The following is a 13,659-nucleotide window of genomic DNA, read 5'->3' on the forward strand; positions in this document are numbered from 1 at the left end:
TGGATCATGCCCCGGGCAGCAAACCGTCCGCCCGCAACAATGTCTCCAGGCAATGCTCCTGCACCCCATAGAACGCCTTGAGCTGCGCGATCTTTTCCAGTAATGCGCTGTTGTCCGCCACCTGCCGCCGTTTCACCGCAAGAATCATCTTGTTCTTGTTGGTGTGCTCCAGCGAGATGAACTCGAACACCTTGGTTTCGTAGCCACAGGCTTCCAGGTACAGCGCGCGCAGGCTGTCGGTGAGCATTTCGGCCTGCTGGCCCAGGTGCAGGCCATACTGCAACATCGGTTGCAGCAAACCTGGGCTGTGCAGCTGCGGGCGGATCTGCTTGTGGCAGCACGGTGAGCACATGATGATCGCGGCGTTGCAGCGGATGCCGGTGTGGATGGCGTAGTCGGTGGCTATGTCGCAGGCATGCAGGGCGATCATCACTTCGATGGCCGCCGGCACCACGCTGCGTACATCACCACACTGGAATACCAGGCCCGGATGTTCCAGGCGCGAAGCCGCGGCATTGCACAGGTCGACCATGTCCTGGCGCAGTTCGACGCCGGTAACCTCGGCGTCGCGGCCCAGGCTGTTGCGCAGGTAATCGTGCATGGCGAAGGTCAGGTAACCCTTGCCCGAACCGAAATCGGCCACTCGCAATGCTTGCTGCGCCGTCACCGGGGCGCCGGCCAGGGCGTGGTCGAACACCTCGATGAACTTGTTGATCTGCTTCCACTTGCGCGACATGGACGGGATCAGCGCGCCTTGCGCATCGGTCACGCCCAGATCGCGCAGGAACGGTCGCGACAGCTCCAGGTAGCGTTTTTTCTCACGGTCATGGCCGCTGCTGTCGGCCGCCTCGCGTGGTGCCTGGGCGCCGTGGCGCTGGAGCATGGGCTTGCCCTTCTTGCTGAAGGTCAGCTGCACTTCGCCGTCGCCGTCGAACAAGTGGGCGTTGCGGAAACTGTCCGGCAGCAGTTCGGCGACCAGCGCCTGGGCCTGCTCCAGTGGCAGGTTACGGGTGATGTCGCGGGTCTGGTGGCGATAGACCAGCGACAGGCACGCCTGGCCCTTGACCTGCAGCGGCTTGGCAATGATCCGTTGCAGAGTCTGGTCAGTACCGACATGCCGCGCCAGCACCAGTTTGACCAAGGTATTGCCCTGCAGGGCGGTGTGCAGCAGGTCGAGAAACTGGGCGCGGGCATCCGGCGCGGCGGGGGCGGAAGAACGGGCGGACATAGAAAAGCGGTGCCTCGGATAGCGGGAAGCGCAGGGCGCAATCTGCGCATTCTACAGGGGGGCGCCGATCCTGTGGGAGCGGGCTTGCCCGCGAATAGCGGCAGAGCCGCTGCCCTGCACCGCGTTCCCTGCTTCGCGGCGCGCCCGCCCCCGCAGAGAAGACGCGGTCGGCCGGCAAACAGCCAATCAGTCGAGGATCACCAGGCGGTTGGGCAACTCGTTACGCGCATGGGTAGGCGGCACGTGCTCGCTGAGCAGCTCGCCGCATGCCTCGATGCACTCGACAAAGCCCTGCAAAGTCCGACCCTGGCGCACCTGCTCGGCCAGCCGGGCGACGATGACCGCGCGGGCCCTGGCATCCAGGCAGTGCTCGATACCGCGGTCGACCAGGATCTCGACATGCCGCTCCGCCTCGCAGACGAAGATCAGCACCCCGGTGGCGCCAGCCGTACGCTGCAGGTTCTGTTCGCGAAACTGCTGCCGGGCCAGGCGCGACGCGCGCCAGCGGCGCAGCACCCGCGGGGTCAGCCAGGCCGCCAGGCGCGGCTGGCGCAGCAGCAGGCACAAGCCGACAAACAGCAACACATTGGCCACCAGCAAGCCGCGCCCACCGGGCCAGCCCAGCAGCCAGTGCAACAGGCCCGGCACCAGCAGTGCCAGCAGCGCAGCGCAGAACAACGGCCAGTAGGCGTAGTCGTCGGCACGCCGGGCCAGCACCGTGACCAGCTCGGCATCGGTGCGCCGCTCGGCGCGGGCAATGGCTTCGGCAACCTGGCGCTGGTGGTATTCGTCGAGGGGGGTCATGCCGTCGGTCTCTTTAGCGTTCTTATAGTTGTTTTCCCGGCATTCGGGGCTTCGTCCGCTGGCGACAGATTCAGGCATAATCCGCCGCAGGAAGAAAAGCCCGCAAATCGTACAACAATAGCCGCCTGAAAACTTCGGCCGCGCGCGTATCACCGTCGATACGGCTGAGGCCCCCAAAATGGAATTGATGATGAAACTGTCTTTGCTGGGCCTGGCCATGGGCCTGGCCAGCCAGGCGGCCCTCGCCGCCCCCTCTGCTCCGCCCCTGCAGGACAAGCAGGCGTTCATCGACCATCTGATCAGCCAGATGACCGAAGCCGAGAAAATCGGCCAGCTGCGCCTGATCAGCATCGGCCCGGAGATGCCCAAGGACAAGATCCGCGAGGAAATTGCCGCCGGCCGCATCGGTGGTACCTTCAACTCGCGCACCGCACCCGAGAACCGCCCGATGCAGGACGCGGCGATGCGCAGCCGGCTGAAGATCCCGATGTTCTTCGCCTACGACACCGTGCATGGCGAACGCACGATTTTCCCGATCGGCCTGGGCATGGCCGCGACCTGGGACATGGACGCCGTGGCCAAGGTCGGTCGTACTGCCGCCATCGAAGCGGCGGCCGACGCCCTGGACATGACCTTCGCACCGATGGTCGACATCGCCCGCGACCCGCGCTGGGGCCGCACCAGTGAAGGCTTTGGCGAAGACACCTACCTGACCTCGAAGATCGGCCAGGTGATGGTCCGCTCGTTCCAGGGCAGCAGCCCGGCCAACCCCGACAGCATCATGGCCATCGTCAAGCACTTCGCCCTGTACGGCGCGGTGGAAGGCGGGCGCGACTACAACACGGTCGATATGAGCCTGCCGAAGATGTACAACGATTACCTGCCGCCCTACCGCGCCGCGCTGGACGCCGGGGCCGGCGGGGTGATGGTGGCGCTGAACTCGATCAACGGTGTACCCGCCACCTCCAACACCTGGCTGATGAATGACCTGCTGCGCAAGGAGTGGGGCTTCAAGGGCGTGACCATCAGCGACCACGGCGCCATCCAGGAACTGATCCGCCACGGCGTCGCCCGCGACGGTCGCGAAGCCGCCAAGCTGGCGATCAAGGCCGGCATCGACATGAGCATGAACGACACCCTGTACGGCGAAGAGCTGCCAGGCTTGCTGAAGTCCGGCGAAGTGACCCAGCGCGAACTGGACCAGGCGGTGCGCGAAGTGCTGGGCGCCAAGTACGACATGGGCCTGTTCAAGGACCCGTACGTGCGTATCGGCAAGGCCGAAAGCGACCTCAAGGACTATTACGGCAACGATCGCCTGCACCGCGAAGCCGCGCGTGACGTGGCACGTCGCAGCCTGGTATTGCTGGAAAACCGCAACCAGACCCTGCCGCTGAAAAAGGCCGGCACCATTGCCCTGGTCGGCCCACTGGCCGATGCGCCGATCGACATGATGGGCAGCTGGGCAGCCGACGGCCAACCCAAGCATTCGGTGACCGTACGCGAAGGCCTGCACCGCGCCGTCGAGGGCAAGGCCAAACTGGTCTACGCCAAGGGTTCCAACGTCACCGGCAACAAGGCGATGTTCGATTACCTGAACTTCCTCAACTTCGATGCGCCCGAGATCGTCGACGACCCGCGCCCGCCTGCGGTGCTGATCGACGAGGCGGTGAAGGCGGCGAAGCAGGCCGATGTGGTGGTGGCGGTGGTTGGCGAATCGCGTGGCATGTCCCACGAGTCGTCGAGCCGCACCACCCTGGAAATCCCGGCCAGCCAGCGTGAGCTGATCAAGGCCCTGAAGGCCACCGGCAAGCCGCTGGTGCTAGTGCTGATGAACGGCCGCCCGCTGTCGATCAGCTGGGAGCGCGAGCAGGCCGATGCCATTCTCGAAACCTGGTTCGCCGGTACCGAAGGTGGCAATGCGATTGCCGACGTGCTGTTCGGCGACTACAACCCGTCCGGCAAGCTGGCCATCACCTTCCCGCGCTCGGTCGGGCAGATCCCGATGTACTACAACCACACCCGCATCGGTCGCCCCTTCACCCCGGGCAAACCAGGCAACTACACCTCGCAGTACTTCGAGGAACCCAACGGCCCGCTGTATCCGTTCGGTTACGGCCTGAGCTACAGCAGCTTCGAGCTGTCGGGCCTGAAGCTGTCGAGCAAGGACCTCAAGCGTGGCGACACGCTGCAGGCCCAGGTGACGGTGAAGAACACCGGCAAAGTGGCCGGCGAGACCGTGGTGCAGCTGTACCTGCAGGATGTGTCGGCGTCGATGAGCCGGCCGGTCAAGGAGCTGAAGAACTTCCAGAAACTCATGCTCAAGCCGGGTGAGTCGCGCACCTTGAGCTTCCGCATCAGCGAGGAAGACCTGAAGTTCTACAATGGCCAGCTGCAGCGGGTGGCCGAACCGGGCGAGTTCAATGTCCAGGTGGGCCTGGACTCCCAGGCGGTACAGCAGCAGAGTTTTGAACTGCTGTAACTGAAGGCTGCCTGTGCCAGCCTTCCAGCGGGTAAAACGCTCCCACGGGTTCACTGCAAACTGACAGGCTGTGCAGTTCCAGTGGGAGCGGCTTCACCCGCGTAGAGGCCGGCCCCGATATCCCAATCAACCGGATCCGCGTCCCATGCCGTTTTCCTTTCGCGCCCTGCGTTTGGGGCTGATCACCCTGCTTATCGTGCTGGGCACCGCCCTCAGCGCCGGTTGGGCCATGCACCAGGCCAAGCGCCAGGCCATGGCAGACGATGCGCGGCGCGCCAGCCAGCAGCTGGGCCTGTACGCCAACACGCTGCACACCCTGATTGACCGTTACCGCGCCTTGCCCGCCGTGCTGGCGCTGGACCCGGAGCTGATCGCCGCCCTGCAGGGCCCGGTCAGCGAACCGCTGCAACACGCCCTGAACCGCAAGCTCGAGCGCATCAACGGCGCAGCCAATTCCTCCACCCTCGAGCTGCTCGACCGCAACGGCCTGGCCATCGCTGCCAGCAACTGGCGCCTGCCCAGCAGCTACGTAGGCTCCAACTACGGCTTCCGGCCCTATTTCAAGCAGGCCCGCAGCCAAGGCAGTGGCCGCTTCTATGCCGTCGGGGTAACCAGCGGGGTACCAGGCTATTTCCTCGCCAGCGCCGTGAACGACGAGCATGGCCAGTTTCTCGGCGCGATGGTGGTGAAGCTGGAGTTTCCCGAACTGGAACGCGAGTGGCGCCAGGGCAGCGACATCCTGCTGGTCAGCGACGCCCGCGGCATCACCTTCATCGCCAACCAGGACGGCTGGCGCTACCGCGAGCTGCAACCGCTCAGTGGCGCCGACCGCGCCGAACTGGCGGAAACCCGTCAATACGACAAGCACCCGCTGGTGCCGCTACAGCACGAAGTGCTGACCCGCTTTGCCGAAAACAGCACGCTCAGCCGTGTGCACGGCCCGGCCGGCACTGGCGAATACCTGTGGGAAAGCCTGCCGCTGGGCAGTGAAGCCTGGACCCTGCACCTGCTGCGCAAGCCGCAGGTCGTGGCCGACGGCCGTAATGCGGCCCTGGCCGCCGCCGCCGTGTGGCTGAGCCTGGTGTTCGCCGCACTGTTCCTCAGCCAGCGCCTGCGCCTGGCCCGCCTGCGCCAGCGCAGCCGCGAAGAGCTCAAGCGCCAGGTCGAGGAACGCACCCGCGAACTGCGTACGGCCCAGGAGGGCCTGGTACAGTCGGCCAAGCTGGCCGCGCTGGGGCAGATGTCGGCGGCCATGGCCCACGAGATCAACCAGCCGCTGACCACCCAGCGCATGCAACTGGAAACCCTGCGCCTGCTGCTTGATCAGGGCCGCTGCGACGAAGCGCGCCAGGCCCTGGAGCCATTGGAGCAGATGCTCACGCGCATGGCTGCGCTCACCGGCCACCTGAAAACCTTCGCCCGCAACAGCCCGGTCGGCCTGCGCGAGCGCCTCGACCTGGCCACCGTGGTCGACCAGGCCCTGCACCTGCTGGAAGCGCGCATACGCAGCGAAGCGGTGGAAGTGGCGCTGTACCTGGCGCGCCCGGCCTGGGTACGCGGTGATGCCATTCGCCTGGAGCAGGTGCTGATCAACCTGCTGCGCAATGCGCTCGACGCCATGGCCGACAAGCGCTACAAACGCCTGGAGATCCGCATCGAGCCCGACGGCGAGCTATGGCGCCTGAGCGTGCTGGATTCGGGAGGCGGCATTGACCAGGCCAACCTGGCCAAGGTGTTCGACCCGTTCTTCACCACCAAGCCGGTCGGCGAAGGCCTGGGGCTGGGCCTGGCCATTTCCTATGGCATCGTCCACGAGGCCGGTGGCCAGCTGCAGGCCGAAAACCTGCCCGGCGGCGCGCGCCTCAGCCTTACCCTGCCCCGTGACCTGGAGCCTGTATGTTGAATTCGGTGATCGTTGTCGATGATGAAGCCAGTATCCGTACGGCGGTCGAGCAATGGCTGAGCCTGTCCGGCTTCAGCGTGCAGCTGTTCGCCCGCGCCGAAGAATGCCTGGCCCAGCTGCCCCGGCATTTCCCCGGGGTGATCATCAGCGACGTGCGCATGCCTGGCATGGATGGCCTGCAACTGCTCGAACGTGTGCAAACGGATGACCCCGACCTGCCGGTGATCCTCCTGACCGGGCACGGCGACGTGCCCATGGCGGTGGAAGCCATGCGCAGCGGCGCCTACGACTTCCTGGAAAAACCCTTTACCCCGCAGCACCTGCTGGGCAGCCTGCGCCGGGCCCTGGAAAAGCGCCAGCTGGTGCTGGAAAACCGCAAGCTGCACCAGCAGGCCGACCTCAAGTCTCGCCTGGAAGGCACGCTGCTTGGGATGTCCCACGGCCTGCAACAGCTGCGTCGGCAAGTGCTGGAGCTGGCCAGCCTGCCAGTGAATGTGCTGATCCGTGGCGAAACCGGCAGCGGCAAGGAGCGTGTGGCCCGCTGCCTGCACGATTTTGGCCCGCGCGCGGGCAAACCGTTCGTCGCCCTCAACTGCGCGGCGATCCCCGAATCGCTGTTCGAGGCCGAGCTGTTCGGCCATGAGAGCGGCGCCTTCACCGGCGCCCAGGGCAAACGCATCGGCAAGCTGGAATATGCCAATGGTGGCACGGTGTTCCTCGACGAAATCGAGAGCATGCCACTGGCACAACAGGCCAAGCTGTTACGGGTGATCCAGGAACAGAAGCTGGAGCGGCTGGGGGCCAACCAGAGCATTGCCGTCGACCTGCGCATCATTGCCGCGACCAAGCCCGACCTGCTCGAAGAAGCCCGCGCCGGGCGTTTTCGTGAAGACCTCGCCTACCGCCTGAACGTGGCCGAGCTGCGCCTGGCGCCGCTGCGTGAACGGCGCGAGGATATTCCACTGCTGTTCGAGCACTTTGCCCGCGCCGCCGCGGAAAAGCTCGGCCGTGCGGCACCGCCCCTGTCGGCTAGCCAGCTGGCACAGCTGCTGGTGCATGATTGGCCGGGCAACGTGCGCGAACTGGCCAACGCGGCGGAACGCCACGCCCTGGGGCTGGGCTCGCCGGACCTCGAGGTGGCACCGGCCGGGCAGTCGCTGAGCGGGCAGATGGAGGCGTTCGAGGCGCAATGCCTGCGCGCGGCGCTGCGCCAGCATGGGGGTGAAATCAAGGCGGTGATGGAAGCCTTGCAACTGCCTCGGCGTACACTCAACGAGAAGATGCAGCGGCACGGGTTGGTCCGCGAAGACTTTATCGGGCGCGAATGAGCGGAAATCCGCCTATCAGGTTTAGCAAGTAAGCAAAAAACCGCTCATAGGCCGTTTTTTTGCAGGCTGCGTTGCAGCCCTTGGCGGGCACGCCCGGGCCCACAAGGTGCTGCTGACAACCCAGGCCTCACGCGGTCCCTGTGGCCACGGCGGTGGTCGCCAAGGGCGCACAGCGCCCCGTTCCGGAGCACCCCGCCCCCATCTGGCACACCTTCTGCAATTGCCTGTGCAAGCTGCGCCTCGGCGCGCTCCACAAAAACAACGAGAAGGTATCCCTGATGGATAACGCCACCACCCTGCCCGCCGGGGCGGCCACTGCGCCCGCCGCGGAAAAAACCACCGCCAGCCGCCTGAAGTCGATCTTCAGCGGGTCCATCGGCAACATGGTCGAATGGTACGACTGGTACGTCTACGCAGCATTCTCGCTGTACTTCGCCAAAGCCTTCTTCCCGGCCGGCGACGCCACCGCACAACTGCTCAACACCGCTGCGATCTTCGCCGTGGGCTTCCTCATGCGCCCGATCGGTGGCTGGCTGATGGGCCTGTACGCCGACCGCAAAGGCCGCAAGGCCGCGCTGATGGCCTCGGTGCTGCTGATGTGTGCTGGCTCCCTGGTCATCGCCCTGACCCCGGGCTACGAAACCATCGGTGTCGCCGCGCCAATCCTGCTGGTCATCGCCCGTCTGATGCAGGGCCTGTCGGTGGGCGGTGAATACGGCACTTCGGCCACCTACCTCAGCGAAATGGCCAGCAAGGACCGCCGTGGCTTCTTCTCCAGCTTCCAGTATGTGACGCTGATCTCCGGCCAGCTGATTGCCCTGGCGGTACTGATCGTCCTGCAACAGACCCTGACCACCGAGCAGCTGTATGCCTGGGGCTGGCGCGTACCCTTCGTGATCGGTGCGCTGTGCGCCGTGGTGGCCCTGTACCTGCGTCGCGGCATGGAAGAAACCGCCTCCTTCACCAAGAAGGAAAAGGCCAAGGAAAGCCTGATGCGCACCCTGCTGCGCCATCCCAAGGAACTGCTGACCGTGGTCGGCCTGACCATGGGCGGCACCCTGGCGTTCTACACCTACACCACCTACATGCAGAAGTACCTGGTCAACACCGTGGGCATGAGCATCAGCGACTCGACCACCATCTCGGCCGCCACGCTGTTCCTGTTCATGTGCCTGCAGCCGGTAATCGGGGGCCTGTCCGACAAGATCGGCCGTCGTCCGATCCTGATCGCCTTCGGGGTACTCGGTACCCTGTTCACCGTACCGATCCTCAGCACCCTGCACACCATCCAGACCTGGTGGGGCGCGTTCTTCCTGATCATGGCCGCGCTGATCATCGTCAGCGGCTACACCTCGATCAACGCCGTGGTCAAGGCCGAGCTGTTCCCTACCGAAATCCGCGCCCTGGGCGTGGGCCTGCCGTACGCCCTGACCGTGTCGATCTTCGGCGGCACTGCCGAGTACGTGGCCCTGTGGTTCAAGAGCATTGGCATGGAAAGCGGCTTCTACTGGTATGTCACCGCCTGCATCGCCTGCTCGCTGCTGGTATACGCAACCATGAAGGACACCAAGCAGCACTCGCGGATTACTACCGAGTAACCGTGTGAGGGTACCGAAATGAACAAGGGCGCACCGTTTTCGGGGCGCCCTTTTCATTGGTTCATTCAATACCCAGCTCTAGGCTCTGTATGAAAAGTCTTGAGACGCAGGTCAGGCAAGGCGAAAACAGCCGAGGAAGCGGAGTGTACTGGAGTACATGAGCATTCCGAGGCTGTTTTCAACGCAGCATGAACAAGTATCAAGGCTTTTCGTACAGAGCCTAGCCCCAATCGGTCAGGACATCTCCAATGCCGGACGCGGTTCACGGCGCTGGAACCAGGTGGCCATCAGCACCAGTATCAGCAACACCCCGCCCAACACCGCCGAAGAACCGACCGTGCCGAAGCCGAGGCCGCCCTTTGCGTGCGATTTGGTGAGGAAGTCACCCAGCGTTGCACCGAACGGGCGAGTCAGCACGAACGCCACCCAGAACAGCACTACAGCAGGGATGCGCGTCCAGTAGCGGGCCACTACCACCAGGGCGATAGCGCTGCCGATCAGCAAGGCGCCGCCGGCAAAACCAAGCCCCGAGTCGTCTGCCAGGTAATCGCCCAAGGCAGTGCCCAAGGTGTTGGAAAACAGTATCGCCACCCAGTAGAACAGCTCGCCCGCACGGTTCTTGATGCGGGTGACGTCCAGTGGGTTGCCACTCAGGCGCCAGGCCAGGAAGGTCAGCAGCAAAATACCGATGAGCAGCGCCGAACCCGCGGCATAGCCCAGGCCGAGCGTGCGGTCCATGAAGTCGGACATGGTAGTACCGGCGGTGCTGGTGGAGAGGATAACCAGCCAGTACAGCAATGGGTGGTAGCGGCGCGAATACAGCTGGCCAAGCAAGGTCAGCAGGAACACGCTGATCAGCAACAGCGAGCTCAATGCATAGCCGATGTTCAGCGTCATCGACAGCAAATCGCCCGCGGTTTCCCCAAGTGTGGTAGCGCAGATCTTCATGACCCAGAAGGCCAAAGTGATTTGCGGAAGTTTGTTCATTATTGTGCCGCTCCTTATGAAATGCGGCGATGGTGATGAGCGGCGTCTGAAAAATCGGTTGGTGATAAATGAAAAATGCGTTCATCGGTCATTCATGACTTATTTTTCATTTTTAACATCCGATTAATCCCTCCCCTCCAAGCTGCAACGGCTGGTAATCGAGTGCCTGTATGAAATAGCGGATGCCGGGCGGCACCACGCTACGGATCAGCGATAGACGCACACAGACACATCGAAAAACTAGATTCTTAAGCACTATTTTTTGCGCTTTTTAATCTAATTAATAGGCGTAGCATCAAACCCATAGAAACAAACAACCTTCAAACCCACTGGAGCAACGACCATGAAAAACAAACTGATCCTTACCCTGGCCCTCTCGGTTTTCACTGCTGGTGCTTTCGCTGAAGATGGCTACAGCCGCACCAAGGCCAACACCTTCACAGCGGTACAGAGCCAAGCCGCTACCTACGCTGAAGATGGTTTCGACCGCACTGGCAGCCAACGCTTCGCCGAAGATGGCTACGACCGCACCGGCAGCCAGCGTTTCGCCGAAGATGGCTACGACCGCACCGGTAGCCAGCGTTTCGCCGAAGATGGCTTCGATCGCACCGGTGGCCAGCGCTTCGCCGAAGATGGCTTCGACCGCACCGGTGGCCAGCGCTTCGCCGAAGATGGCTTCGACCGCACCGGTGGCCAGCGCTTCGCCGAAGATGGCTTCGACCGCACCGGTGGCCAGCGCTTCGCCGAAGATGGCTTCGACCGCACCGACGCCCACCGCATCAGCTGAACCACTGTTGCGCGCTACCAGCCCGGCTTCGGCCGGGCTTGATCATTTGCAGGCGGACACAGGCTTGGCACACTAGGCGTCTTGTCCACCAGGAGGTAGGGCCTGCAAGCCCAGCACAGATGTACTACTACGAACCTGCCAAAGGCCACGGCCTGCCCCACGACCCGTTCAACGCCATCGTCGGCCCCCGCCCTATCGGCTGGATCTCTTCACAGGACCGCGAAGGCCGCCTGAACTTGGCGCCCTATAGCTTCTTCAACGCCTTCAACTACATTCCACCGATCATCGGCTTCTGCAGCGTCGGGCGCAAAGACAGCCTGAATAACATCGAGCAGACCGGCGAATTCGTCTGGAACCTGGCCACCCGCCCGTTGGCCGCGCAAATGAACCAGAGCTGTGCGCCGGTTGCCGCCGAGGTCAACGAATTCGAACTGAGCGGCCTCACCGCCACGCCGTCGCGCATCGTCAGCGTGCCGCGCGTCGGCGAAACGCCGGTGGCCTTCGAGTGCAAGGTCAGCCAGATCGTCCAGCTCAAGCGGGCCGACCAGGAACTGGTGCCCAGCTGGTTGATCCTCGGTGAAGTGGTGGCGGTGCACATTGCCGAGCACCTGTTGAACAACGGCATCTACGATACCGCTGCCGCCGAACCAATCCTGCGTGGCGGTGGCCCGGCGGACTATTTCGAACTGGGCAACCTGTTCAAGATGGCCCGGCCACCGGCCTGATCACCAGATCAGTTCACCTTCATCGCTGACGCCCTGCAGGCGTTGCAGCTCGGCCGTGGCCGCCTCGTCGGCGGCCACGGCGCCCTTGAACACCTGGCCTTCGAGCACCTTGTGAAAGCGCGGCGCGCCGCCCATGCCCAGGGCCTTGACCGCAATCGCAGCGTTGTAACCGCCACCTTCCACCGGGACCATCGCCGAAACTGCTTCGAAATGCGGGAATTCTCTACGTGCCATTGTCGCTGTACACCTGGTTGATCGAGGGCCGGCATTTTACCTTATTCGGCTGTACCGGCCCCATCGCCGGCAAACCAGCTCGTACCGGTACACCGCTCTGCAGTGCGGTGATGCCCCTGTGGCAGCCGGCGTGCCGGCGACAGGGCCGGTACAGGCATTACCTCAATCAAAGGTATGCAGGTCCAGGCTGCTGACTACCTGAGCCTGCACCAGCTCACCAAACACCTCCAGCGTCGGCGAAGCAAAGTACCCGCTCATTGCCTGCTGGTCCTGCCAGCTACCACTGAGCAGCCACAGGTCGCTATCGGCCTGCGACCGCTGGACGGTGAAATTCAGGCATCCCGGTGCCCGCAGCGAGGGTTCGAGCAGGTCACGCAGGCGTGCGCCCAGTTCTGCCGAGCGCCCGCTGCTGGCACGGATGAAAGCAAGGTGGGTGACCGGTCGTGTCGGGGTCATTGCACAATCTCCTTGAAGCAGGCGGACGGAAAAGCCAGGCTGCCAAGGTTAGGCGCTGCCCCACGCGACGCGTTAGGCCAATACTGCCTGGCGATTGCCTGATCCTGCAGCGCGGCAGGATCAGGCAATCGGCGTGCAGCTTTCGACTAGCGCCGGCCATTGCCCAAACCTATGCTGCGTCGGTCAGCAGAGGAAAGCCATCATGACCATCGCCACGTCCATCGACCCCACCCTGGAACTGCAACGCCAGGAGCTGGCCGAGCTGATCAGCCGCCACGCCGGTGAGCCCCATGGCCCAGCCTCGGCCATCGATGACCTGTACCTGGTGCGCTATACCGAGAATGTCCGCTCGGTGCCGACCCTCGCGCAACCCGCCCTGTGCATCCTTGCCCAAGGCAGCAAGAGCCTGTTCCTCGGCGATGAACAGTACGCCTACGACCCGCTGCACTACATGGTGGTTTCAGTGACCTTGCCACTGAGCGGCGTGCGGCTCGATGCCAGCCCCGAGCACCCCAGCCTGGGCCTGCGCCTGGACCTGGACCCAGCCGAGATCAGCCAGCTGATTGCCGAAAGCGGGCCGATGCTGGTGCCCAACCGGCCCTCGGGGCGTGGCCTGTACGTGGAACGAACCGACGCCGCCTTGCTCGACGCCCTGCTGCGACTGATTCGCCTGCTGGACACGCCGCGCGACATCGCCATGCTGGCGCCGCTGTTTCGCCGAGAGATTCTCTATCGCCTGTTGCGGGGCCCGCAGGGCTACCGGTTGTATGAAATCGCCCTGGCCAACAGCCAGACCCACCGGGTTTGCCAGGCCATCACCTGGCTCAACCAGAACTACCAGTTGCCGTTGCGCATCGAGGACCTGGCACGGGTGGTCAACCTCAGTACCTCGACCTTGCATCACCGGTTCAAGGCCGTGACCTCGATGAGCCCGTTGCAGTACCAGAAGCAGCTGCGCTTGCAGGAGGCGCGGCGGTTGATGCTGAACGACGGGCTCGAGGCGGCGGTGGCAGCCTATCGGGTCGGCTATGAAAGCCCGTCGCAATTCAGCCGGGAATACAGCCGGCTGTATGGTGCGCCACCGATTCGCGATGTGGCGCGATTGCGAGCCACGGCCGGCTGAGTGCGGT

12 protein-coding genes are annotated in these 13,659 nt (G+C 63.9%); 7 read left to right on the top strand and 5 right to left on the bottom strand.

Annotation, left to right across the window (positions count from 1 at the left end; all coding sequences use genetic code 11):
* Nucleotides 1-4: 4 nt before the first annotated feature.
* Together ACJA3S_RS20610 and ACJA3S_RS20615 are read right to left on the bottom strand one after the other, a co-directional pair.
* Nucleotides 5-1,228, bottom strand: coding sequence for a class I SAM-dependent methyltransferase (locus ACJA3S_RS20610; RefSeq protein WP_406819817.1), 1,224 nt, complete (start codon nucleotides 1,226-1,228; stop codon nucleotides 5-7).
* A gap of 186 nt (nucleotides 1,229-1,414) precedes the next feature.
* Complete coding sequence (locus ACJA3S_RS20615; RefSeq protein WP_406819818.1) at nucleotides 1,415-2,032, bottom strand: TPM domain-containing protein; 618 nt, start codon at nucleotides 2,030-2,032, stop codon at nucleotides 1,415-1,417.
* A gap of 187 nt (nucleotides 2,033-2,219) precedes the next feature.
* On the opposite strand from ACJA3S_RS20615, the gene bglX reads away from it, so the two are divergent.
* The 4 genes from bglX (at nucleotide 2,220) to ACJA3S_RS20635 (ending at nucleotide 9,340) form a co-directional block, all read left to right on the top strand.
* Nucleotides 2,220-4,511: a beta-glucosidase BglX gene (bglX, locus tag ACJA3S_RS20620; protein ID WP_406819819.1), complete on the top strand. Its 2,292-nt coding sequence runs from the start codon at nucleotides 2,220-2,222 to the stop codon at nucleotides 4,509-4,511.
* Between the two features lie 145 nt (nucleotides 4,512-4,656).
* Nucleotides 4,657-6,414 carry an ATP-binding protein gene (locus ACJA3S_RS20625; protein ID WP_406819820.1) on the top strand — a complete coding sequence of 586 codons (1,758 nt, stop codon included), beginning with the start codon at nucleotides 4,657-4,659 and terminating at the stop codon, nucleotides 6,412-6,414.
* On the top strand, nucleotides 6,408-7,742 hold the full coding sequence (locus ACJA3S_RS20630) for a sigma-54-dependent transcriptional regulator (protein WP_406819821.1): 1,335 nt from the start codon (nucleotides 6,408-6,410) through the stop codon (nucleotides 7,740-7,742). The genes ACJA3S_RS20625 and ACJA3S_RS20630 overlap by 7 nt, the downstream gene beginning before the upstream one ends.
* A gap of 278 nt (nucleotides 7,743-8,020) precedes the next feature.
* The gene (locus ACJA3S_RS20635; protein WP_406819822.1) at nucleotides 8,021-9,340 is read left to right on the top strand and encodes an MFS transporter; all 1,320 of its coding nucleotides are present in this window, start codon (nucleotides 8,021-8,023) and stop codon (nucleotides 9,338-9,340) included.
* A gap of 234 nt (nucleotides 9,341-9,574) precedes the next feature.
* Here ACJA3S_RS20635 and ACJA3S_RS20640 read toward each other — a convergent pair whose 3' ends face one another.
* Nucleotides 9,575-10,327, bottom strand: coding sequence for a hypothetical protein (locus ACJA3S_RS20640; protein WP_406819823.1), 753 nt, complete (start codon nucleotides 10,325-10,327; stop codon nucleotides 9,575-9,577).
* 343 nt (nucleotides 10,328-10,670) lie between these two features.
* Here ACJA3S_RS20640 and ACJA3S_RS20645 point away from each other — a divergent pair, with 343 nt between their 5' ends.
* A complete protein-coding gene (locus tag ACJA3S_RS20645; protein ID WP_406819824.1) occupies nucleotides 10,671-11,114 on the top strand; it encodes a heme utilization protein in 444 nt (147 codons plus the stop codon).
* A gap of 119 nt (nucleotides 11,115-11,233) precedes the next feature.
* Nucleotides 11,234-11,839 carry a flavin reductase family protein gene (locus ACJA3S_RS20650; protein WP_289130548.1) on the top strand — a complete coding sequence of 202 codons (606 nt, stop codon included), beginning with the start codon at nucleotides 11,234-11,236 and terminating at the stop codon, nucleotides 11,837-11,839.
* Here the strand turns inward: ACJA3S_RS20650 and ACJA3S_RS20655 are convergent, their stop codons facing one another.
* Nucleotides 11,840-12,073 carry a hypothetical protein gene (locus tag ACJA3S_RS20655; protein WP_170032178.1) on the bottom strand — a complete coding sequence of 78 codons (234 nt, stop codon included), beginning with the start codon at nucleotides 12,071-12,073 and terminating at the stop codon, nucleotides 11,840-11,842.
* A 162-nt stretch (nucleotides 12,074-12,235) separates the two neighbouring features.
* Nucleotides 12,236-12,529, bottom strand: a complete 294-nt coding sequence (locus ACJA3S_RS20660) for a putative quinol monooxygenase (RefSeq protein WP_406819825.1) — start codon at nucleotides 12,527-12,529, stop codon at nucleotides 12,236-12,238.
* Between the two features lie 202 nt (nucleotides 12,530-12,731).
* On the opposite strand from ACJA3S_RS20660, the gene ACJA3S_RS20665 reads away from it, so the two are divergent.
* Nucleotides 12,732-13,652 carry an AraC family transcriptional regulator N-terminal domain-containing protein gene (locus ACJA3S_RS20665; protein WP_406819826.1) on the top strand — a complete coding sequence of 307 codons (921 nt, stop codon included), beginning with the start codon at nucleotides 12,732-12,734 and terminating at the stop codon, nucleotides 13,650-13,652.
* The last annotated feature ends 7 nt before the right edge of the window (nucleotides 13,653-13,659 follow it).

This window comes from Pseudomonas sp. KnCO4, from assembly GCF_045344305.1.
Classification (GTDB): Bacteria; Pseudomonadota; Gammaproteobacteria; order Pseudomonadales; family Pseudomonadaceae; genus Aquipseudomonas; species Aquipseudomonas anuradhapurensis.

Coding starts and splice junctions, on each gene's coding strand:
- ACJA3S_RS20650 (WP_289130548.1), top strand. CDS start 11,234: ATGTACTACTACGAACCTGCCAAAGGCCACGGCCTGCCCCACGACCCG.
- ACJA3S_RS20660 (WP_406819825.1), bottom strand. CDS start 12,529: ATGACCCCGACACGACCGGTCACCCACCTTGCTTTCATCCGTGCCAGC.
- ACJA3S_RS20645 (WP_406819824.1), top strand. CDS start 10,671: ATGAAAAACAAACTGATCCTTACCCTGGCCCTCTCGGTTTTCACTGCT.
- ACJA3S_RS20630 (WP_406819821.1), top strand. CDS start 6,408: ATGTTGAATTCGGTGATCGTTGTCGATGATGAAGCCAGTATCCGTACG.
- ACJA3S_RS20640 (WP_406819823.1), bottom strand. CDS start 10,327: ATGAACAAACTTCCGCAAATCACTTTGGCCTTCTGGGTCATGAAGATC.
- bglX (WP_406819819.1), top strand. CDS start 2,220: ATGATGAAACTGTCTTTGCTGGGCCTGGCCATGGGCCTGGCCAGCCAG.
- ACJA3S_RS20635 (WP_406819822.1), top strand. CDS start 8,021: ATGGATAACGCCACCACCCTGCCCGCCGGGGCGGCCACTGCGCCCGCC.
- ACJA3S_RS20665 (WP_406819826.1), top strand. CDS start 12,732: ATGACCATCGCCACGTCCATCGACCCCACCCTGGAACTGCAACGCCAG.
- ACJA3S_RS20610 (WP_406819817.1), bottom strand. CDS start 1,228: ATGTCCGCCCGTTCTTCCGCCCCCGCCGCGCCGGATGCCCGCGCCCAG.
- ACJA3S_RS20625 (WP_406819820.1), top strand. CDS start 4,657: ATGCCGTTTTCCTTTCGCGCCCTGCGTTTGGGGCTGATCACCCTGCTT.
- ACJA3S_RS20615 (WP_406819818.1), bottom strand. CDS start 2,032: ATGACCCCCCTCGACGAATACCACCAGCGCCAGGTTGCCGAAGCCATT.
- ACJA3S_RS20655 (WP_170032178.1), bottom strand. CDS start 12,073: ATGGCACGTAGAGAATTCCCGCATTTCGAAGCAGTTTCGGCGATGGTC.